At 58.2% G+C, this 18,395-nt stretch carries 22 protein-coding genes and 3 tRNA genes; 10 read left to right on the top strand and 15 right to left on the bottom strand.

Going from position 1 to position 18,395, the window contains the following annotated elements; genetic code table 11:
* Positions 1 to 41: 41 nt before the first annotated feature.
* Positions 42 to 704, bottom strand: a complete 663-nt coding sequence (locus tag ACR0IY_RS06550) for a DNA-3-methyladenine glycosylase I (RefSeq protein WP_480671475.1) — start codon at positions 702 to 704, stop codon at positions 42 to 44.
* A 176-nt stretch (positions 705 to 880) separates the two neighbouring features.
* Here ACR0IY_RS06550 and ACR0IY_RS06545 point away from each other — a divergent pair, with 176 nt between their 5' ends.
* Both ACR0IY_RS06545 and ACR0IY_RS06540 read left to right on the top strand, forming a co-directional pair.
* The gene (locus ACR0IY_RS06545) at positions 881 to 1,546 is read left to right on the top strand and encodes an NnrU family protein (protein WP_480671473.1); all 666 of its coding nucleotides are present in this window, start codon (positions 881 to 883) and stop codon (positions 1,544 to 1,546) included.
* 72 nt (positions 1,547 to 1,618) lie between these two features.
* A complete protein-coding gene (locus ACR0IY_RS06540; RefSeq protein WP_480671471.1) occupies positions 1,619 to 2,143 on the top strand; it encodes a DUF2478 domain-containing protein in 525 nt (174 codons plus the stop codon).
* 58 nt (positions 2,144 to 2,201) lie between these two features.
* On the opposite strand, the gene ACR0IY_RS06535 is transcribed toward ACR0IY_RS06540, so the two are convergent.
* Positions 2,202 to 2,285: transfer RNA gene (locus tag ACR0IY_RS06535), tRNA-Tyr, on the bottom strand.
* 116 nt (positions 2,286 to 2,401) lie between these two features.
* Here ACR0IY_RS06535 and rlmB point away from each other — a divergent pair.
* The 4 genes from rlmB (at position 2,402) to ACR0IY_RS06515 (ending at position 4,698) form a co-directional block, all read left to right on the top strand.
* On the top strand, positions 2,402 to 3,175 hold the full coding sequence (rlmB, locus tag ACR0IY_RS06530; RefSeq protein ID WP_480671469.1) for a 23S rRNA (guanosine(2251)-2'-O)-methyltransferase RlmB: 774 nt from the start codon (positions 2,402 to 2,404) through the stop codon (positions 3,173 to 3,175).
* Positions 3,156 to 3,470: a hypothetical protein gene (locus ACR0IY_RS06525; RefSeq protein ID WP_480671467.1), complete on the top strand. Its 315-nt coding sequence runs from the start codon at positions 3,156 to 3,158 to the stop codon at positions 3,468 to 3,470. Before rlmB ends, ACR0IY_RS06525 begins: the two co-directional genes overlap by 20 nt.
* Positions 3,471 to 3,576: 106 nt before the next feature.
* Positions 3,577 to 4,029 (top strand): YHS domain-containing (seleno)protein, encoded by a 453-nt coding sequence (locus ACR0IY_RS06520; RefSeq protein ID WP_480671466.1) that lies wholly within the window; start codon positions 3,577 to 3,579, stop codon positions 4,027 to 4,029.
* A 198-nt stretch (positions 4,030 to 4,227) separates the two neighbouring features.
* Positions 4,228 to 4,698 carry a CoA-binding protein gene (locus ACR0IY_RS06515; protein WP_480671464.1) on the top strand — a complete coding sequence of 157 codons (471 nt, stop codon included), beginning with the start codon at positions 4,228 to 4,230 and terminating at the stop codon, positions 4,696 to 4,698.
* Positions 4,699 to 4,701: 3 nt separating this feature from the next.
* Here ACR0IY_RS06515 and ACR0IY_RS06510 read toward each other — a convergent pair whose 3' ends face one another.
* From ACR0IY_RS06510 to hisF, 3 genes are all read right to left on the bottom strand, one after another.
* The gene (locus ACR0IY_RS06510; protein ID WP_480671462.1) at positions 4,702 to 5,268 is read right to left on the bottom strand and encodes a hypothetical protein; all 567 of its coding nucleotides are present in this window, start codon (positions 5,266 to 5,268) and stop codon (positions 4,702 to 4,704) included.
* A gap of 73 nt (positions 5,269 to 5,341) precedes the next feature.
* Entirely contained in the window at positions 5,342 to 5,659 is a 318-nt protein-coding gene (locus ACR0IY_RS06505; RefSeq protein ID WP_480671460.1) for a phosphoribosyl-ATP diphosphatase, read from the bottom strand.
* A complete protein-coding gene (gene hisF, locus ACR0IY_RS06500; protein ID WP_480671458.1) occupies positions 5,656 to 6,417 on the bottom strand; it encodes an imidazole glycerol phosphate synthase subunit HisF in 762 nt (253 codons plus the stop codon). The genes ACR0IY_RS06505 and hisF overlap by 4 nt, the downstream gene beginning before the upstream one ends.
* Positions 6,418 to 6,535: 118 nt before the next feature.
* Here hisF and ACR0IY_RS06495 point away from each other — a divergent pair, with 118 nt between their 5' ends.
* Positions 6,536 to 6,982: a DUF302 domain-containing protein gene (locus tag ACR0IY_RS06495; protein WP_480671456.1), complete on the top strand. Its 447-nt coding sequence runs from the start codon at positions 6,536 to 6,538 to the stop codon at positions 6,980 to 6,982.
* Positions 6,983 to 6,987: 5 nt separating this feature from the next.
* On the opposite strand, the gene hisA is transcribed toward ACR0IY_RS06495, so the two are convergent.
* On the bottom strand, positions 6,988 to 7,707 hold the full coding sequence (gene hisA, locus ACR0IY_RS06490) for a 1-(5-phosphoribosyl)-5-[(5-phosphoribosylamino)methylideneamino]imidazole-4-carboxamide isomerase (protein ID WP_480671454.1): 720 nt from the start codon (positions 7,705 to 7,707) through the stop codon (positions 6,988 to 6,990).
* 134 nt (positions 7,708 to 7,841) lie between these two features.
* Here hisA and ACR0IY_RS06485 point away from each other — a divergent pair, with 134 nt between their 5' ends.
* Positions 7,842 to 8,243, top strand: coding sequence for a DUF2147 domain-containing protein (locus ACR0IY_RS06485; RefSeq protein WP_480671452.1), 402 nt, complete (start codon positions 7,842 to 7,844; stop codon positions 8,241 to 8,243).
* Between the two features lie 3 nt (positions 8,244 to 8,246).
* Here ACR0IY_RS06485 and hisH read toward each other — a convergent pair whose 3' ends face one another.
* Positions 8,247 to 8,885 carry an imidazole glycerol phosphate synthase subunit HisH gene (gene hisH / locus ACR0IY_RS06480; protein WP_480671450.1) on the bottom strand — a complete coding sequence of 213 codons (639 nt, stop codon included), beginning with the start codon at positions 8,883 to 8,885 and terminating at the stop codon, positions 8,247 to 8,249.
* The gene (hisB, locus tag ACR0IY_RS06475) at positions 8,886 to 9,473 is read right to left on the bottom strand and encodes an imidazoleglycerol-phosphate dehydratase HisB (protein WP_480671448.1); all 588 of its coding nucleotides are present in this window, start codon (positions 9,471 to 9,473) and stop codon (positions 8,886 to 8,888) included.
* A 154-nt stretch (positions 9,474 to 9,627) separates the two neighbouring features.
* Here hisB and ACR0IY_RS06470 point away from each other — a divergent pair, with 154 nt between their 5' ends.
* Positions 9,628 to 9,867, top strand: a complete 240-nt coding sequence (locus ACR0IY_RS06470; protein WP_170325761.1) for an Lrp/AsnC family transcriptional regulator — start codon at positions 9,628 to 9,630, stop codon at positions 9,865 to 9,867.
* Here the strand turns inward: ACR0IY_RS06470 and ACR0IY_RS06465 are convergent.
* From ACR0IY_RS06465 to ACR0IY_RS06455, 3 genes are all read right to left on the bottom strand, one after another.
* Positions 9,864 to 10,730 (bottom strand): GNAT family N-acetyltransferase, encoded by an 867-nt coding sequence (locus tag ACR0IY_RS06465; protein ID WP_480671446.1) that lies wholly within the window; start codon positions 10,728 to 10,730, stop codon positions 9,864 to 9,866. The genes ACR0IY_RS06470 and ACR0IY_RS06465 overlap by 4 nt on opposite strands.
* 85 nt (positions 10,731 to 10,815) lie before the next feature.
* Positions 10,816 to 10,890, bottom strand: a tRNA-Gly gene (locus ACR0IY_RS06460).
* 33 nt (positions 10,891 to 10,923) lie between these two features.
* Positions 10,924 to 10,998, bottom strand: a tRNA-Gly gene (locus ACR0IY_RS06455).
* Between the two features lie 148 nt (positions 10,999 to 11,146).
* On the opposite strand from ACR0IY_RS06455, the gene ACR0IY_RS06450 reads away from it, so the two are divergent.
* Positions 11,147 to 11,299, top strand: a complete 153-nt coding sequence (locus tag ACR0IY_RS06450; RefSeq protein WP_480671444.1) for a hypothetical protein — start codon at positions 11,147 to 11,149, stop codon at positions 11,297 to 11,299.
* Positions 11,300 to 11,314: 15 nt separating this feature from the next.
* On the opposite strand, the gene ACR0IY_RS06445 is transcribed toward ACR0IY_RS06450, so the two are convergent.
* From ACR0IY_RS06445 to ACR0IY_RS06430, 4 genes are all read right to left on the bottom strand, one after another.
* The gene (locus ACR0IY_RS06445; RefSeq protein ID WP_480671442.1) at positions 11,315 to 11,698 is read right to left on the bottom strand and encodes an MAPEG family protein; all 384 of its coding nucleotides are present in this window, start codon (positions 11,696 to 11,698) and stop codon (positions 11,315 to 11,317) included.
* Between the two features lie 84 nt (positions 11,699 to 11,782).
* Positions 11,783 to 15,220, bottom strand: coding sequence for a pyruvate carboxylase (locus tag ACR0IY_RS06440; RefSeq protein WP_480671441.1), 3,438 nt, complete (start codon positions 15,218 to 15,220; stop codon positions 11,783 to 11,785).
* A gap of 158 nt (positions 15,221 to 15,378) precedes the next feature.
* Positions 15,379 to 16,503, bottom strand: coding sequence for an alpha-hydroxy acid oxidase (locus ACR0IY_RS06435; protein ID WP_480671439.1), 1,125 nt, complete (start codon positions 16,501 to 16,503; stop codon positions 15,379 to 15,381).
* A gap of 39 nt (positions 16,504 to 16,542) precedes the next feature.
* A complete protein-coding gene (locus ACR0IY_RS06430; protein ID WP_480671437.1) occupies positions 16,543 to 18,342 on the bottom strand; it encodes a sensor domain-containing diguanylate cyclase in 1,800 nt (599 codons plus the stop codon).
* Positions 18,343 to 18,395 lie beyond the last annotated feature (53 nt).

Genomic DNA, 18,395 nt, shown 5'->3' with positions numbered 1-18,395 from the left:
ATTCAAAGCCTAATGCGAAGCCTCCACTCTGCAACCGGTTTTCATAGGCTCATCGCCAAAACGCGGCTGATTTCTGTCAGCGACCGCCCGGATTGATCCATCCAGGTGTTAAAGGCACCCTGCACGGCTGCCATCGCTTTCTTCGAGGTTGGTGCCTTGTCGACTACCCCTTCGGCGATCAGGCGGGCGGTGACGTCCCGCGACAGGATGAAACTGTCCCGCCCGGCAAAGCGCATGGCATATTGTGCCGAGGCTCCGCCCAGACGCGATCCCCTTTTTCCCAGCATTGCCAGCAGGCCGACGTGATCGGTCGAGGGCCAACCGCCCAGAATTTTTCCGACACCACCTTCCTGACGCAACTCCAGCAGAAACGCGGCGTTGTCCCGAACAGTTGCGATTTTAGTGCCGTTGCGCACGATACGGGTGTCCTGAAGCAGCGCATCGAATTTTTCGTCGTTCATAAAGGCGCATCGGCCGACGTCGAATCCGTCAAAGGCGGTTTCGAACCCATCCCATTTGTTTTCGATGACCTTCCAGTTGAACCCGGCTTGAAAGATGCATTTGGTGATGATCGACAACCAGCGATCCTCGGGCATGGCGGCCAGTTCGGCCGCGCTTTTGGGTTTGCTGAGCTTTGCGCCTAGTGCATCCGCGCCGCCGTGGCGATCCGCGGCCATGGTGAAGATGTCGTCGAAATGGTGCATGGGATCCCTCCGCCCGCAGGGTTGCGTTTTCACCGTTGGGTTGCAAGCGCTGATGCGGGGAAAGTTTTTCAAGATTGCAACTTGAACGGACCTTCAGCGTCGCGTCCAACTTGACTTCGGACAAAGATCGCCCGGAGCCCTCAGGCTAAAACGGGTTAAAACCTACGGAGATTACAATGCTGGGCTGGGGGCTTTTCCTTGCTGCACTCATCACTTTTCTGCTGACGCACGCCATCCCCGCGCGGCCCGCTATGCGCGGGCGGTTGATTGAGGTGATGGGGCGCAGGGGTTATTTTGCGGCTTATTCTGTCTTGTCTTTGCTAGTGTTGGGGTGGCTGATCGTGGCCGCAGCGCAAGCACCTTATGTCGAGGTCATCCCTCCCGCTCCGGTCCTGCGCTGGGTGCCACTGCTGACCATGCCTGTCGTATGTTGGTTGGCCGTTGCTGGAGTGTCCATTCAGAACCCTTTTTCTTTCGGCGGGATGGGGCACCGGCCCTTTGATCCCGAAACTCCGGGCATCCTGCGTACGACACGTCATCCGGTGCTTGCGGCGCTGATGCTGTGGGCGCTGGCGCACTTGCTGGCCAATGGCAGCCTGGCTCACGTCATCCTGTTCGGTCTTTTTGCGGGCTTTGCCGGGGCGGGAATGGTTCTGATTGACCGCCGTAAAGAACGGGATATGGGAATCGACTGGGTGCGTTTGTCGCGCAATACCGCACGGTTTTCCTTCCGAGCACCGGCCCCGTGGCCCAGTCTTTGGGTCGTGCTGGTTTCACTTGTTGTATTTGCCGTATTGCTTCACCTGCACGCTCCTGTGATTGGTCTTTCTCCTCTGCCCTGACGTCAGAGGAGTGGTCGGGCAGGCGCGGGCGTGCTATCTGGAATGTCACAGTTTTTCTACGAGGGTCTCTGAATGTACCTGGCCTATGTCACCACCACAGATCGTGGCGCCACCGACCGCCTGCTAAGTGCCGCTGCAGAGCGTCTTTTGGCGACCGGCGCCCGACTGGCCGGCGTTGTGCAAACCAACACTGAATGCGCTGACAAAAGCAAATGCGACATGGATGTCCGGGTTTTGCCGGAGGGTGAGACAATTCGTATCTCGCAGTCTTTGGGGGCGCACGCGCGTGGCTGTCGTCTGGACCCGGCTGCGTTGGAGCAGGCGGTGGGCTATGTCACCAACTCACTTGCTGCGGACGCGCCGCAACTGCTGATCATCAATAAATTCGGCAAGCATGAGGCTGATGGGCGCGGATTTCGTCCTGTAATCGCAGAAGCGTTGGCTCAGGATATTCCGGTGCTGGTCGGAGTGAACGGTCTGAACAACGAAAAATTTCAGGACTTCACCGGGGGCGTGGCCGAACAGGTCGCGCCGGACCTTGAGGCCATCGTTGCTTGGTTTGAACGTGTGAACGCGCATCGCGCAGCGGCGGCTTAAGCAATAGAAACATCAGCCGTAGTATCGGCTGTTGCTTGTTGTCACCATCAGAAGAAGATGGTGGGCGACCCTGGAATCGAACCAGGCGTGCGTCTCCGCGAGGGAGTTACAGTCCCCTGCCACACCTTGCGGCCTGTCGCCCACTGTCAGGCGTTGCACCTGACGTGGAGGCGTGATTACTAGCGCTCTAAAGGAGCGTCAACAGGAAAATACCGCTTTGACGCAGGAAACCGAATTCCCGGCCCGGAGGCCCAAGAAATGAAGAAACCCAAGTGGGTCGTTGAAAAGGAACAGGCGCGCAAAGCAGCGGCGTCCGAGACTGTCTGGCTGTTCGGATTGCACGCCGTTCGTGACGCGTTGATGAACCCAAAAAGGCAGAAATTGCGCCTGATCGTGACCCGAAATGCGCGGGACAAGCTGGCGGAAGCGATTGAATTTGCTGGGATCGAGGCGGAAATGGTCGACCCGCGCAAATTTACCGCGCCGATTGATCCCGGGTCCGTGCATCAGGGTGCCGCGCTTGAGGTCAAGCCGCTGGATTGGGGCGGTCTGGCCGAGAATTGCATCGGGCGTGAACATCCCCGTGTGATTATGTTGGACCGAGTCACCGATCCGCATAATGTCGGGGCGATTCTGCGATCTGCCGAGGTGCTGGGGGCCAGTGCAGTGATCGGCACGCGGCACCACTCGGCCCCGGAAACCGGGGCACTTGCCAAAACGGCAAGCGGGGCACTGGAGCGTCAGCCTTATCTGCGGGTCCGAAATCTGGCAGACGCAATCGTCGAACTTCAGGGCATGGGGTTTCTTGTTCTGGGTCTGGATGGTGAGGCCGAAGCGACCATCGAATCGGCTCTTGGCGGTAAACTGAACCAGCCCGTCGCGCTGGTGCTGGGGGCCGAAGGGCCGGGTTTGCGTCAAAAAACCAAGGAAACTGTCGATCAACTAGTGAAAATCGACGCAGCGGGCGGGTTTGGATCGCTCAACGTCTCAAATGCTGCCGCAATTGCCCTATATGCATCGAGGCACAGATAGACAGGAGAAACCCATTCCCAGCCCGTCCAAAATCGCCACCTGTTGTTACTGTGGAACCCGCGCTGCGTTGGTCCTGAAGGGGCAACAACGTCATGAGCTAAGCTGTTCCAGCTGCGGCGCGCCCTTGCATGATCTCAAAATGGTGCCCAAACGAAAACTGAACGTTGCGAAGGCAAAGCGTGACGTTCACAAGGCCGCCTTTTCAAACAAGAAAAAGAAGCAGAAAAAGAAAAAGGGTATGTTCTCGCGCGTGCTGGATGAGGCGTGGGATGTGATCGAAGACATCTTCGACTGATGTGAAGCCCAGGTGACACAGGTGTTCACAACACCGTTAAAGGGGGTTCAACTTGGCGCCAAATGTTGCATTTTGAGACCGCAATGTCTTTGACGTGAATAGCGTGATGATTACCCGACGTTTCCTTCTTGGCGCGATGGCCGCCGCTTTGATTAGCCCTGCCGCAACCGCGCAGGAAATGCCCGTGTATTTTGTAACCGATGGTGCAGCGATAGCCGGGTATGACGCGGTCTCGTATTTCGATGGTGAAGTGCCGGTCCAAGGCCTGCCAGAATACGCTGTTGTGTGGAAGGGTGTGGAGTGGCATTTCGCCACCGACGCAAACCGCGAAGCGTTTGAGCGTGATCCGCGTGCTTTTGCCCCTCAATTCGGCGGCTATTGTGCCTATGCAATGGCACAGGGGCTTCTGGCCAGTGCTGACCCAATGGCGTGGCAGGTTGTTGAGGGCCGCCTGTATATGATTCATTCACCTGAAATCGAGCAGATGTGGCGCGAAGCGTCTGCGGAATACATACATATGGCGCAAGCACACTGGCCTGTCATTCTGTACGAACAATAAGCGGGTTTCCGCTTTCCGTGACCTGTCATCACAAAAATGCGCGCCCCCTCTTTTTTTCTCTGAACTTATGCCTAAATGTCACAGTGACCGCGGAACGGAACTGCCGCGGGTCATTTCACTGTCCCTCGTTCCAACAACTGGCGCTCAGGTTCGACCTGGGCGCTTTTTTCTTTCCTGCGCTCCGCATAGGGTGGGCGCATGACCGATCATTCCGTTGATTTTCTGAAAAATATTCTACAGCGCACTAAGGTGGTCGCCGTTGTTGGCGTGTCGATGAATCCTGTGAGGCCCAGCTATTACGTGGCACGGTATCTTTCGCTGAAGGGATACACGGTCATTCCGGTTAATCCGGGTCATGCCGGTAAAACGCTGTTTGGTCAAACAGTGCACGCTTCGCTGTCGGATATTTCCGAGCCGGTGGATATGGTTGATATTTTCCGCAGGTCCGAGGCGGTCCCGCCGATTGTGGATGAGGCGCTGTCGGCCTTCCAGACTCTGCGTACGGTCTGGATGCAAATCGGCGTCGAGCACGCAGACGCAGCGGCCATCGCGCAGGCGCGTGGGGTGGATGTGGTGATGAACCGCTGTCCTAAGATCGAATATCAGCGTTTGTTCGGCGAGCTGCGCATGGGCGGGTTTGCCACCGGAGTGATCTCGTCCAAGCTGTGATAGCTACCCGCTGACGTAGGGCAGCAGATCGCCATATTGTTCCTGACGGCGCTTTTCCAAAACGGTTTCGCGCGGCACCCATTCATACTTTGTGTCCTCGATCAGCAGCGACCAAAAAAGCACCCCGCCGTAACGCCAGGGATCCAGCACAACTCCGTCATACATTGTTTCGCCTTTACGGCTTATGATGGCGGTACTGTGATCAATTCGGAACGGGTTGTCCGCATTGGCAATCGCGCGGTGCATTTCCAGTGTCTGGAAGTTTTCCCGTTTCAACCGGCGCTCGATGTCCTCGGCCCAATGCCAACAAAGCCCGCGCGGACGCAGGCCCTTGTTGACCTTGGCGTTATGGATCAGCGGTGGGTCAGTGATCTGGTATTCCTGCGCCAACTGCGCGGTATAGGAATAGGCGATACGGGCGGCGCGGTTGGCCTCTTCCGGGTCGATATCGGGACCGAGGCTTTGAATTTCGGACGCCAGCCGCTGAACCTCGTCCCCGGTTGAGGCCGGTGGGTATGCACAGGCAGACAGTGTCACAAGGGCCAGAACGATGGCCAAAGCTCTGATCATTCTTGCGCCCTTTGATCTGTGAACTTGGAAGCCCAATCATAGAGGGTGATACAATGGGGCGAAACCCCGCTGCTCAGCCCTTGGGGCGCGCGGCCTTTTCAGCGATACCACTGGTACCCTGACGCCGCGCCAACTCGGCCAGAACGTCATCCAGTGCCACATCCCGCGCGGCCAGCATGACCAGCAGGTGATAAAGCACATCTGCCGCCTCAGAGGTCAGCCCAGCTGTGTCACCTTTGACAGCTTCGATGATGGCCTCGACGGCTTCCTCTCCAAACTTCTCGGCGCATTTTTCGGGGCCTTTGGCCAACAGCTTGGCAGTCCAACTGGAATCGGGGTCGGCCCCTTTGCGGGCGGAGATGGTTGTTTCCAGGTCGTGAAGAATGCTCATGCCAGCCTCATCGGGATGCCTGCCGAGGCCATGTGTTCTTTGGCCTCGCGGATCGTGTATTCGCCGAAATGGAAGATCGAGGCGGCCAGAACCGCGCTGGCGCCGCCCTCGGTGACGCCCTCGACCAGATGGTCCAGATTGCCGACCCCTCCGCTTGCAATCACAGGTACGTCCACCGCGTCGGAAATGGCTCGGGTCAGCGGCAGGTTGAACCCGGCCTTGGTGCCGTCGCGGTCCATCGAGGTCAGCAGAATTTCACCCGCGCCTTTGGCGACAACGGTCTTGGCGAATTCCACGGCGTCGATGCCGGTGGGCTTGCGCCCTCCATGAGTGAAAATCTCCCACTTGCCGGGGCTGACGGTCTTGGCGTCGATGGCGCAGACGATGCACTGGCTGCCGAACTGGTCCGCTGCTTCGGCGATTACATCCGGGTTTGCTACAGCGGCCGAGTTGAAGCTAACCTTGTCCGCCCCGGCCAACAGCAGGGCGCGCACGTCGTCCTTGGTACGGACACCGCCGCCCACGGTCAGGGGAACAAAACACTGCTCGGCTGTGCGTTGCACAACGTCGAACATGGTGCCACGGTTTTCGTGTGTGGCGTGGATGTCCAGAAAGCAAATCTCATCCGCGCCAGCGGCATCATAAGCCTTAGCCGATTCCACCGGGTCGCCCGCATCGCGCAGGCCAACGAAGTTGACGCCCTTGACCACGCGGCCATCGGCTACATCAAGGCAGGGAATGATGCGGGTTTTCAGCATGTCGGCGTCCTTTGTTGGCGCACCTCTAACGGCAAAGCCCCGCTGATGCCAGACTTGTGATTGCCACATTCCTTAAACCTGTGAAAACTGTCCCCAGATTCATTGGGAGATTAGTGAAATGCGTAAACTCTTTTTGGCAACCACATTCATTCTAGGAGGAACTGTCGCGGCGATGGCAGACGATATTATCAAGGTAAACACCGCCAAATCAGTGTCCGAGGCGATGGACGCATTAGAAGCTGCGGTTGGCAATGCGGGGGCTACCGTTTTCGCACGCGTCGATCACGCTGCGGGTGCTGAAAAGGTCGGCCTGACGATCCCCGCCAACCAAGTGCTGATCTTTGGCAACCCGGCTCTGGGTACACCTGCCATGCAGATTGACCCCCGCGCGGGTTTGTTCCTGCCGCTCAAGGTGCAAGCGTACGAGGATGAAAACGGGCAGGTCTGGCTGGCCTATGAAGACCCGAAAGAAACCATGGATGAGCTTGACGACGTCGAGAAGTCGCCGGTCATCGAGAAGATGCGCGGCGCGTTGGCCAAGCTGACGTCGGTTGCCGCGCAATAAGCCGGCTACGACAGGGCGCGGATGGCCTCGTTCAGGTCAATCGCGCCATCATAGAGCGCGCGACCCGAGATCGCGCCGTTCAGTTTAACTCCGCAGTCGCGCAGCGCGATCAGATCTGCCAGCGAGCTGACGCCACCCGAGGCAATCACAGGGATCGATACGGCGCGGGCCAGGTCTGCAGTTGCTTCGATATTTGGCCCCTGCATCGCTCCGTCGCGGTTAATATCGGTGTATATGATGGCCGCGACGCCTGCGTCCTCGAAACTGCGGGCCAGATCGGTAACCTGAACGTCGGTCTCTTCAGCCCAGCCCTTTGTGGCGACCATGCCGTTGCGAGCGTCGATGCCAACGGCAACCTTGCCTGGAAATTCCCGCGCGGCCTCGCGCACCAGATCAGGGTTTTCAACTGCAACAGTGCCCAGAATCACACGCGCGAGGCCCTTGTCGATCCATGTCGCAATTGTTGCCATGTCACGGATGCCACCACCCAGTTGAGCGGGAACGTTGCAGGCTTTCAGAATCGCTTCGACCGGGGCGGCGTTAACCGGCTCACCGGCGAATGCACCGTTCAGATCCACAAGGTGCAACCATTCACACCCGGCTTCGACAAAAGCCCGGGCTTGCGCAGCCGGGTCTTCGTTGAACACAGTGGCCTTGTCCATTTCACCGCGCAGTAGGCGCACGGCGTTGCCGTCTTTGAGATCGATTGCGGGGTAGAGGATCATGTCGGGCGGCCTTGTTTGTCAGTTTGTCGCGCGGGATATCGCACAAGCCGGGCAGGGGATGCAACGCGACGCAAAGTCATTCTTGCCCGAAGCCGATCACCGGGCCAGACTGACTGCAAAACAGGGAGACGATTATGAGAACATTTCTAGTTGCAGCGGGATTTGCAGCGTTGGCCACCACTGCCATTGCGGCTGATCCGGTGGACGGGCTTTGGAAGACCCAGCCGGGCGATACTGGTGGATACCTTCATGTCTCGATTTCGGAATGTGGCAGCGCCATTTGCGGCACGATTGATTCTGCCTTTGATGGCAACGGCGACCAACAGCTGAATTACGAGAACCTTGGCAAGCAGATCATCTGGGATATGGTGCCCGAAGGTGGTGGAAACTATGACGGCGGGAAAATCTGGGCACCGGACCGCGACAAGACCTATAGCTCGAAAATGTCGCTGGATGGCCAGAACAAACTGACCGTGAAGGGCTGCGCTGTCGGAGGTCTGGTCTGCCGGGGGCAGACCTGGACACGCGTGCAGTAATTCTTACGGAGCCCAGTTCAGGAAGTTGCCGATCATGCGTAGGCCGACATCCTGACTTTTTTCCGGATGGAACTGCATTCCAATCATCGTATCACGGCCAATCACGGCCGTGACCTCTTGGCCATACTCCACATAGGCCAGCCGTTGCGCCGGATCGCTGACCCGGAAATGGTAGGAGTGGACGAAGTATGTATGGTCGCCCGAGCTAATTCCGGCGAAAACTGGGTGATCGCTTTCAAGCACCAGATTGTTCCAGCCCATATGCGGAACCTTCAGCGTCTTGTCTGACGGTTCAATCCGCACCACATCACCCGCGACCCAGCCCAGACCGTCGGTTTCCGTGTATTCGTGCCCTTTCGAGGCCATCAGTTGCATGCCCACGCAGATACCCAGAAAGGGGCGGCCCTTTTGTTCGACCGCCTCGACCATCGCGTCATAAATGCCCTTGTGCCCGCGCAGCTCGGCCGCGCAGGCGGGAAATGCGCCGTCACCGGGCAGAACCAGCCGGTCGGCCCGCGAGACAACGTCCGCGTCCGAGGTCACAACGACCTCACCCGCGTCCACCTCACGCGCCATACGTTGAAACGCCTTTTCCGCCGAGTGCAGATTGCCGCTTTCGTAGTCAATAATGGCCGTCAGCATTTACAACGCGCCTTTGGTGGACGGAATCGCATCCGCCTTGCGCGGATCTGTTTCCACTGCCAGGCGCAGGGCGCGGGCAACGGCTTTGAACGCGGCCTCGGCAATGTGGTGGCTGTTGAAGCCGTGCAACTGGTCGATATGCAGCGTAATGCCGCCGTGGGTGCTGAGCGCCTGAAAGAATTCGCGGACAAGTTCAGTGTCAAAATTACCAATCTTGGACGTTGGCAGATCAACGTTCCAGATCAGAAACGGGCGCGCAGAAAGGTCCAGCGCACAGCGGACCTGTGCATCATCCATAGGCAGGTGGCATTCGCCATAGCGGCGGATGCCTTTCTTGTCGCCCAACGCCTGCGTCAGCGCCTGACCCAGCGCGATACCGGTATCCTCGACCGTGTGGTGATCGTCGATGTGATAATCGCCCTTGGCGCGGATCGTCATGTCGATCAGCGAATGACGCGCCAGCTGATCCAGCATGTGGTCAAAGAAGCCAACGCCGGTCTGATTGTTATAGGTGCCGGTGCCGTCCAGATTGACCTCGACCGTGATCTCGGTTTCGGCGGTTTGGCGGCTGATCTTTGCGCTGCGCATGGGCGAATTCCTTTTGCTTCAGGCGCGCTTATAGACGGGGAAGGGCGGATTGATCCAGACCACAGGTGGCGTTCACTGCAAACTGTTGCAAGGGATTGCACCCGGTGGCGTGCCATGTCAGCCTGCGTTCAACTCAATCAACAAGGCCCGGCCCATGTCCACCTGCGTTTTCATCCAGATCCGCTGCAAACCCGGCACCACTTACAAGGTGGCCGAGGAAATCGCCCTGCGCGAAATTCATTCGGAACTTTATTCGACGAGTGGCGAGTATGACCTGCTGCTGAAACTCTACATCCCCGAAACCGAGGATGTGGGGCACTTCATCAACGAAAACCTGCTGGTGATTCCAAATATTGAACGGTCGCTGACCACGATGACGTTCAAGGCGTTTTAGCCCAGCTCGAAGGTCGTGACGCCGTAGATTCTGCTCAGGTCGATGTCGGGCTCGTGATCGGAATACATCCGCGCGGTCTCGAACACTTTGTCCAGCCCAAGCTCGCCGGCCAATGCAAAGGCCGCCGCGTTGGGTTGAGGCATATCCACAAAGACCTCATGTTCGTTGTGGTCCTCGGGGATCGCGGTCAGAATCGCGCCCAGCAAGGCCCGTGCGATTTCGGTTGTGTTGGCAAACAGTGGTCCAACCTTGTACCCGGTCAGGCAAGGGCGCAGTGTGGCATATCCCCTGATCTGGCCATTTTCGGTATAGACCTTTGACACATGGCTGTACGCGCTTAGCCAACTGTCCAGAAACAGATCACGAGGAGCAGGGAACAGTTTACGGTCATAGGACTTCAGCTCATCCGACGCACGTGTCAGGTCGGATATCTGATTGATCTGACTAGTCCCCAACTTGTTCAGTATCCGGGTTTTCGTGCCGGAAAAGCGATAGTTGTTATAGGCAAAGGTAAACCCGGACTTGCGATAATTGTCCTGCTGTTCGACGACACCATCCAGCCCCATGTTGCGACCCGTGCAATGGGCCAGTGCGTGCTGCGCGATCTCAAGCCCGTGGCCGTGGTGTCGAAACTCAGGCTTAACGATATAAAATCCCAGAAAGGAAAACGTGTCGTCGTAGTTCACAGCTGACACGGACGAAATCATCTCTCCATCCAGAAACCCGCCCAGAAATCCAGCAGGGTCCGTGGGGCGAAAGCATTCGGCATCATGGACACCGGGGTTCCATCCCTCACGACCAGCCCAATCCACGGCATGTTCGACTTCGGAAGCGGAGAGGGGGCGTATGACATAGTCCGACATGGGTGAATTCCGTGCGTGATTGAAATCATCGCCAGAATGGCCCAACACCAACCAAAGAACCAGTATGTTTGGAGAGGTTTGTATCTGGAGCGGGCGAGGCGATTCGAACGCCCGACCCTAACCTTGGCAAGGTTATGCTCTACCCCTGAGCTACGCCCGCATCAGATACATGTGTGGTCCGAAGACCTCTCAATGGAGCGGGCGAGGCGATTCGAACGCCCGACCCTAACCTTGGCAAGGTTATGCTCTACCCCTGAGCTACGCCCGCGCCGTTGAGTGAGGAGGGATGTATAAATTCCCACGCGGGCCTGCAAGCGGAAAAGCACAAAAAGGTGCAAAAATATTTCGACGGAATTCTGCGGGCCACCCGTTCAAAACTCAGAACATTACACAATAAGAGGGTTCGAGGAGAGGAAATGACACAGATCGCAGATATGAAGATGGCACTGCTGGCCGTGTTGATTGCAGTGACCGCAATGATGTGCGGGCGGGACGGGGGCCAGATGGTCGAAGTCGAGCCGGTCCTTAGGAATGCCCCGCTGGTTGAAACGCATGTTTTAACGGGCTGAGAATGTCTGATCGGGTCAAAGGGCCAACACGAGGTTAGCAAAGGCGGCGAAAAGAATGGCCGCGAAGGTAAGCAGCATCCCGATCTGGCGCAGAACCACGATCTGTGGGCTGCGCCCGAATCCGTAAGCGTGCAACACCCGACCGACCAGCAAACTCAGACCCAAGAGGTTCAGCAGCAGCCAGCCTGCTCCCTGCAACTCGACCATAACGATCAGAAGCAGGGCGAGAGGCGTGTATTCAACAAAGTTGGAATGCGTCCGCATCACCTTGAGCATGTTCGTGTTGCCGCCGTCACCGTAAGAGATCTTGTCGCTGCGGCGCTGGCTGATGACCTTGGCGCTTAGAACGACATACAGGATCGCCAGCAACGCGGCGTAGACGGGTGTGACGGACAGCATAGAAATTGATCCTCTTCCTCAGGGCCATATAAAAGGCCGCCCGGTTGCCCGAGCGGCCCCTGTAACCCTGTAAAGTTAAACCGGTTATTCCAGTTCGACCAGCAGGTCCTTAGCGTCAATCTGGCCGCCGGGCTGCACATGAACGGCTTTGACCGTCGCATCACGCTCGGCGTGGATGCCGGTTTCCATTTTCATTGCTTCGATGGTCAACAGCATATCGCCTTCTTTGACCTCTTGCCCTGCGGTGACAGCGACTGTGGCCACAACCCCCGGCATAGGCGCGCCGACATGGTTGGGGTTGCCGGCTTCGGCTTTGGGCCGGGCCTGGGTGGTTGATGTCACCATCCGGTTCGGCACCCGGATCACGCGGGGCTGGCCGTTGAGTTCAAAGAACACTTTGACCTCGCCCTTTTCGTCGGTGTCACCAATGGCCTGACAGCGGATTTCCAGCGTTTTGCCGGGATCAATCTCGGCCGTGATTTCTTCGCCCGGCTCCATTCCATAGAAGAAGGTGCGTGTCGGCAGGGTGCGAACCGGTCCATAGGTCCGGTGACGGCCCATGTAATCCAGGAACACCTTGGGATACATCAGGTATCCGTTCAGGTCCTCGTCATCGACTTCTTTGCCTTCCAACTGCTTGGACAGGTCGGCGCGGGTGGCTTCCAGATCGACAGGCGGAACGTCTTTGCCGGGGCGGTTGGTATTGGGGGCTTCGTCTTTCAGCACCTTCTTGATGATCGTGTCGGGGAAACCGCCGGGAGGCTGACCCAGATTGCCGCGCATCATGTCAGCGACGGAATCAGGGAAGGCCACGTCCGTATCCGGGCTTTCCACGTCATCGCGTGTCAGGCCCTGACTGACCATCATCAGGGCCATGTCACCAACCACCTTCGACGACGGGGTCACCTTCACGATGTCACCGAACATCTGGTTCACGTCGGCATACATCTGCGCCACTTCGTGCCAGCGTTCTTCCAGACCCAGGGAGCGCGCCTGCGCCTTGAGGTTGGTGAACTGACCGCCTGGCATCTCGTGCAGATAGACCTCGGACGCGGGGGCCTGAAGGCTGGATTCGAAGGCCGCGTACTGGCCGCGCACCGCTTCGAAATAGTCGCTGATCTCGCGGATCGCCTTGATGTCCAGACCGGTGTCGCGCTCGGTATGGCGCAGCGCTTCGACCACGGTGCCCAGCGTCGCCTGAGAGGTGTTGCCGCTGAAGCTGTCCATTGCGCAGTCCACCGCGTCCACGCCCGCCTCGGACGCGGCCAGAATGGTGGCGCTGGCGATGCCTGCGGTGTCGTGCGTATGGAAGTGGATCGGCAGGCCGACCTCTTCTTTCAGCGCCCGGATCAGGATCTTGGCCGAGGCTGGTTTCAGCAAGCCCGCCATGTCCTTCAGACCCAGAACATGGGCCCCTGCATCGCGCAGTTCCTTGGCCATGCCGACATAGTATTTCAGGTCATATTTCGAGCGATCCGGGTCCAGAATGTCACCGGTGTAGCAGACGGTGCCTTCACAGATTTTGCCGTTCTCGATGACGGCATCCATGGCCACGCGCATGTTTTCAACCCAGTTCAATGAGTCGAATACGCGGAATACGTCGATACCCTTGGACGCTTGACGCACAAATTCCTGCACCACGTTATCAGGGTAGTTGGTATAGCCAACGCCGTTCGCGCCGCGCAGCAACATCTGGGTCATCAGGTTCGGCATCGCCTCGCGCAGATCGCGCAGACGCTGCCACGGGCATTCCTGCAGGAAGCGGTAAGCCACGTCAAATGTCGCCCCGCCCCAACATTCTACCGAGAACAGCTGCGGCAGGTTGGCCGCATAGGTCGGGGCCACCTTGATCATGTCGATCGAGCGCATTCGGGTTGCCAGCAGGGACTGGTGACCGTCCCGCATCGTGGTGTCGGTGATCAGCAACTGCCGCTGCGCCTTCATCCAATCGGCCACGGCCTGCGGGCCTTTTTGCTCCAGCAGGTTGCGGGTGCCCATCTGTGGCTCGGCTTTCGACGCCGGGGGCTTGGCCTCTTTCAAGTCAGCGCGGGGTTCGGGACGGTCCTTGGTTTCGGGGTGCCCGTTTACGGTGATATCCGCGATATAGGTCAGAACCTTGGTGCCGCGGTCACGGCGGCGTTTGAAGGTGAACAGGTCCGGCGTCGTGTCGATGAACTTGGTGGTGTATTCATTCGACAGGAAGGTCGGGTGTTTCAGCAGGTTGATGACAAAGTCGATGTTGGTGCTGACACCGCGAATACGGAATTCGCGCAGCGCGCGGTCCATCCGGGCAATCGCAGCATCAGGCGTTGGCGCCTTGGCGGTCACTTTGGTCAGCAACGAGTCATAATACCGCGTAATTACCCCGCCTGCATAAGCCGTGCCACCGTCCAGACGGATGCCCATGCCTGTGGCCGAGCGGTAGGCGGTGATGCGACCGTAGTCAGGGATGAAGTTGTTCTGTGGGTCTTCGGTAGTAATCCGGGTTTGCAGCGCATGGCCGGTCAGATGTACGTCTGCCTGGCTGGCTGCACCGGTTGCTTCTGCAAGGGTTTTGCCTTCGGCGATCAGGATCTGCGCCTGAACGATGTCGATGCCGGTGACTTCTTCGGTGACGGTGTGTTCCACCTGCACGCGAGGGTTCACTTCGATGAAATAGAACTTGCCAGATTCCATATCCATGAGGAATTCAACGGTGCCGGCGCATTCATAGTTCACATGGGCGCAGATTTTGCGACCAAGTTCGCAGATTTCGGCGCGCTGCTCCTCGCTCAGATACGGGGCAGGGGCGCGTTCGACGACCTTCTGGTTGCGACGCTGGACCGAGCAGTCGCGTTCAAAAAGGTGGTAAATCTCACCGTGTTTGTCGCCCAGAATCTGCACCTCGACATGGCGGGCGCGGGTGATCATTTTTTCCAGATAGCCTTCACCATTGCCGAATGCGGCCTCGGCCTCACGGCGGCCTTCCAGAACTTTTTCTTCCAGTTCATCCTCGGAATTGATCGGACGCATGCCGCGCCCGCCGCCGCCCCAGGACGCCTTGAGCATCAGCGGATAGCCGATTTCTCTGGCCTCAGCCCGGATTGCATCCATGTCGTTGCCCAGAACTTCAGTCGCTGGGATCACCGGAACACCGGCTTCGATGGCAACACGACGCGCGCTGGCCTTGTCGCCAAGCGCGCGCATGGTTTCCGCCTTGGGGCCGATAAAGGTGATGCCGTTTTGTACACAGGCATCGACGAAATCCGGGTTCTCGGACAGCAGGCCGTAGCCGGGGTGGATCGCATCTGCACCGCATTCCTTTGCAACACGGATGATCTCATCGATGGAAAGATAAGCCGCGACCGGCCCCATCCCTTCGCCAATGCGATAGGCTTCGTCCGCCTTGAAGCGGTGCAGCCCCAGCTTATCTTCCTCGGCGAACACTGCGACAGTGCGTTTGCCCATCTCGTTCGCTGCACGCATCACACGAATGGCAATCTCGCCGCGATTGGCAATCAGGATCTTGTTGAAGTCGGTCATTTGGGGTCCCGGTCTAGATGGTTTGGCCGTGTTAATAGGCGGACAATACGCGCTCGTATATCAGTCGTTCTGGGTAGAACCGGCATGTTAGCGCTCGTAAACGCCGTTTGATGGCGCAAACTTATTAACAATTCTGCGCTGCAGCATCAATTGATATGTTAACGTAGGGTAAGCTGATCTAGTCGTGCCAAGCCCATCTGCCCCATATTGGCCTCCATATCCAGTCGAAGGATATCGATGACGTGGGCCGGTCCGCGCGCACCCAATGCCGCGAGACCATAGAGAAATCCGCGCCCCAGCATCACGAAATCCGCCCCCAGCGCTAAGGCTCGCAAGATATCCAGCCCACCTTCGACGCCGCTGTCAAAAATCAACGGCAGGTTTGTTGCCGCACGAATGGACGGCAGCACCTGAATGCTGGCCGGAGCGCCATCGAATTGCCGCCCCCCGTGATTCGATACCCAGATAACATCCACCCCTGCCTGTTGCAGCCGTTCTGCGTCTGAGGGGCGCATCACGCCCTTCACGATGAATGGCCCATCCCAAGCATCCCGCAGCCACTTGACGTATTCCATGTCCGGAGAAGTGCGCAGCAAGTACCCGACATGAGCCGTCGGCGACAGCGCGCGGTCGCCATCGATATATTTTTCCAGTGTGCGCATTCTGGGCATCCCGCTTTTCGCCATGCCTGCGGCCCATGTCGGGCGGCTGGCGATTTGGGCAATCAGGCGGGGCGTCAGCTTGGGCGGGTTGGTCAGACCGGACCGAACCTGCCGCTCACGTCGTGATGCCACCGGGACATCAGCGGTTAGGACCAGAGCGGAAAACCCCGCCTGTCTGGCACGGTTTAGCATGTCGACACGAATGTCCGGATCCTTTGGCGGATACAGCTGAAACCAAGCATTCTTGCCGATATAGGGAGCAAGGTCTTCGGGGCTCTGACTAGCGACCGTTGACAGGGTATAGGGCAGGCCGGCTTTGGCGGCGGCCTGCGCCAACAGCTTTTCCGCGTTTGGCCAGATCAGACCAGACATTCCGATTGGAGCAATGCCGAAGGGCAGGGAAAAGTCATGGCCCAAAAACCGCGTGCCGGTGTCACATTCTATGGGGCCTTGCAGGATTGCGGGTAAAAGCTCAACATCATCCAGGGCCGTTCGGTTGCGGCGCAGCGTCACCTCGGCCCCGGTGCCGCTGTCCAAATATTCCCAAACAAAATGCGGCACTCTCTGCCGGGCGCGATGTTTCAGATCGGCAATGCTTGGGAATTTGCTGTGCAGGTCCATAGGGATTGATCCACCCTGCCGGGTGATTCTGCAAGATTTTCAGGCGGCTGAGGCAGGAGCCCCCGGTTCGGGAGGCCGCTTGGGTTGCGTTACCGCGCCGTCTTGTGCCGGGGCGGTCACAGTTGCACCTTTGGCAACCTGAACCTGATTTCGCCCCCGGTCTTTGGCTGTGTACAAGGCATCGTCGGCCGCGCGCATCAGATCCTGTGGCATGGTTCCGTGCGTCGGGTAGTGGGAAACGCCCACCGAAATAGTGATGCGCGGCAGCGATTTTTCACCATAACGGACCGAGACCGCTTCGACCGCCTGACGCAGCTGTTCAGCCCGGGTCATCGCGTCCTCTGGCGTATTGTCGGGCAGGATCAGCATGAACTCTTCCCCGCCGATGCGGCAGGCGACTTCATCCCGGTCGCAATTGTGTCCCAGAGCCGAGCCCACTGCACGCAGCACCATGTCACCGGCATCGTGGCCGTGGGTGTCGTTGAATTTTTTGAAGTGATCAACGTCCACTGCAATTAGGCTCAGCGATGCGCCGGTCTGCTGACTGCGGCTGATAGACTTGCGCAAAGTCTCGGTCATGTGCCTGCGATTGAACAATCCGGTCAGGGGGTCACGGACAGATTGGTCGTGCAACTGATCTCGCATCCGCACATTAGCAATCGCCATGCTGATCTGTTCCGCGCAAAGTTGCGCCAGTTTCTTACTTGAATGAAACTCCGCGTCGCGGTCTTGGTGTGCCCGCAAGTGCAGCAAGCCGACCGTCTCTCCGTGGGCCAGAATCGGAAAGCAGAAATAAGGTCTTCCGTCATGCGGTTCGGCGTGTTCACAGACAAAGTCAATTTCCGAGGCACCATATTCATAGGTCCGGCCCCGCCGCAAACCCCAGCACCCCTCGGGGTGGATATGCGCCTTGTGGGAACCGCCATTCCAACTCGCGCAGCCATCCAGGACGTCGCGGGAATTCGAATAGACATACACGCTGCCTTCGGCCTCGGGAAGGATGTGGGTCATAAACCGCGATACCATGTCGAACAGTTCGTCCAGCGACCGGCTCGACTGTAGCCATTCGTTCAACTCACTCAAAAGCCGCACCTCACGCGCAAGCCGAAGCTGCTCATCCATCAGGTCGCGCTCCTTGGCAGATTGCCGTTGCAGTGCCAGTACCTGTAACCGGTTGGTCCGATATGTCACCAGACAGACGGCCGCCAAAGCAAGCAGAGCAATCCCGCTGAGGATCGCCAGGGAAACCCTAAACCGGGTGATAAATGTCGCCCGCAAGTCGGTAAAATCGGTGAAAAACTCAATCGCGCCGATAAAACGCCCATTCTTCGTGACTGGTACGAACACCTCGGCCACGTGGTGTTGTTCGGCGGAATGTGTGCTTTCGGAATGCAGGTCGAGCCCGTCGATTTCGGACAGTGGCAGGGCTTCCTGAATGTAATGTGTCATTCCGCGTGCCACGTCGCTTCGGAAAAATGCGCGTGTTTCGTAGGAACCGATTTCCTCGGGGCGCGTTGACCAGACAACCCGCCCGGCGGTGTCGAATAGTTTGAACCGATACACATCCGAAGCTTCGGGCATCGATGAGAGAAACTCGGCGTCATGCGGATCGATCCTCCCCGCGCGCAGCGCCGTTTCGGGATCGTTCAAATGCAGCACAACCCGGCGTTTCCAAAGCTCGGATTGTTTCAGGATGTCGGTTTTCAGCATCCGGTCCACAACCGGTGTCGGCAGCGCATAAATTCCCCACCCCGCGGTTGCGGCCAGTGCAATCAGCAAAAGGGTGATTCCTGCCCACTTCACCCGATGAACAAAGTTTCGCCCAGCCGTACTCGTCATGTCCCGAACTCCCACATTAACGATGCAAACATCGGAGCCAGAGTTTGAGAGAG

This window comes from Ruegeria sp. BC1, from assembly GCF_056539305.1.
The sequence above is the reverse complement of the archived record's forward strand: the minus strand, read 5'-3'. Positions and strand labels throughout refer to the sequence as shown.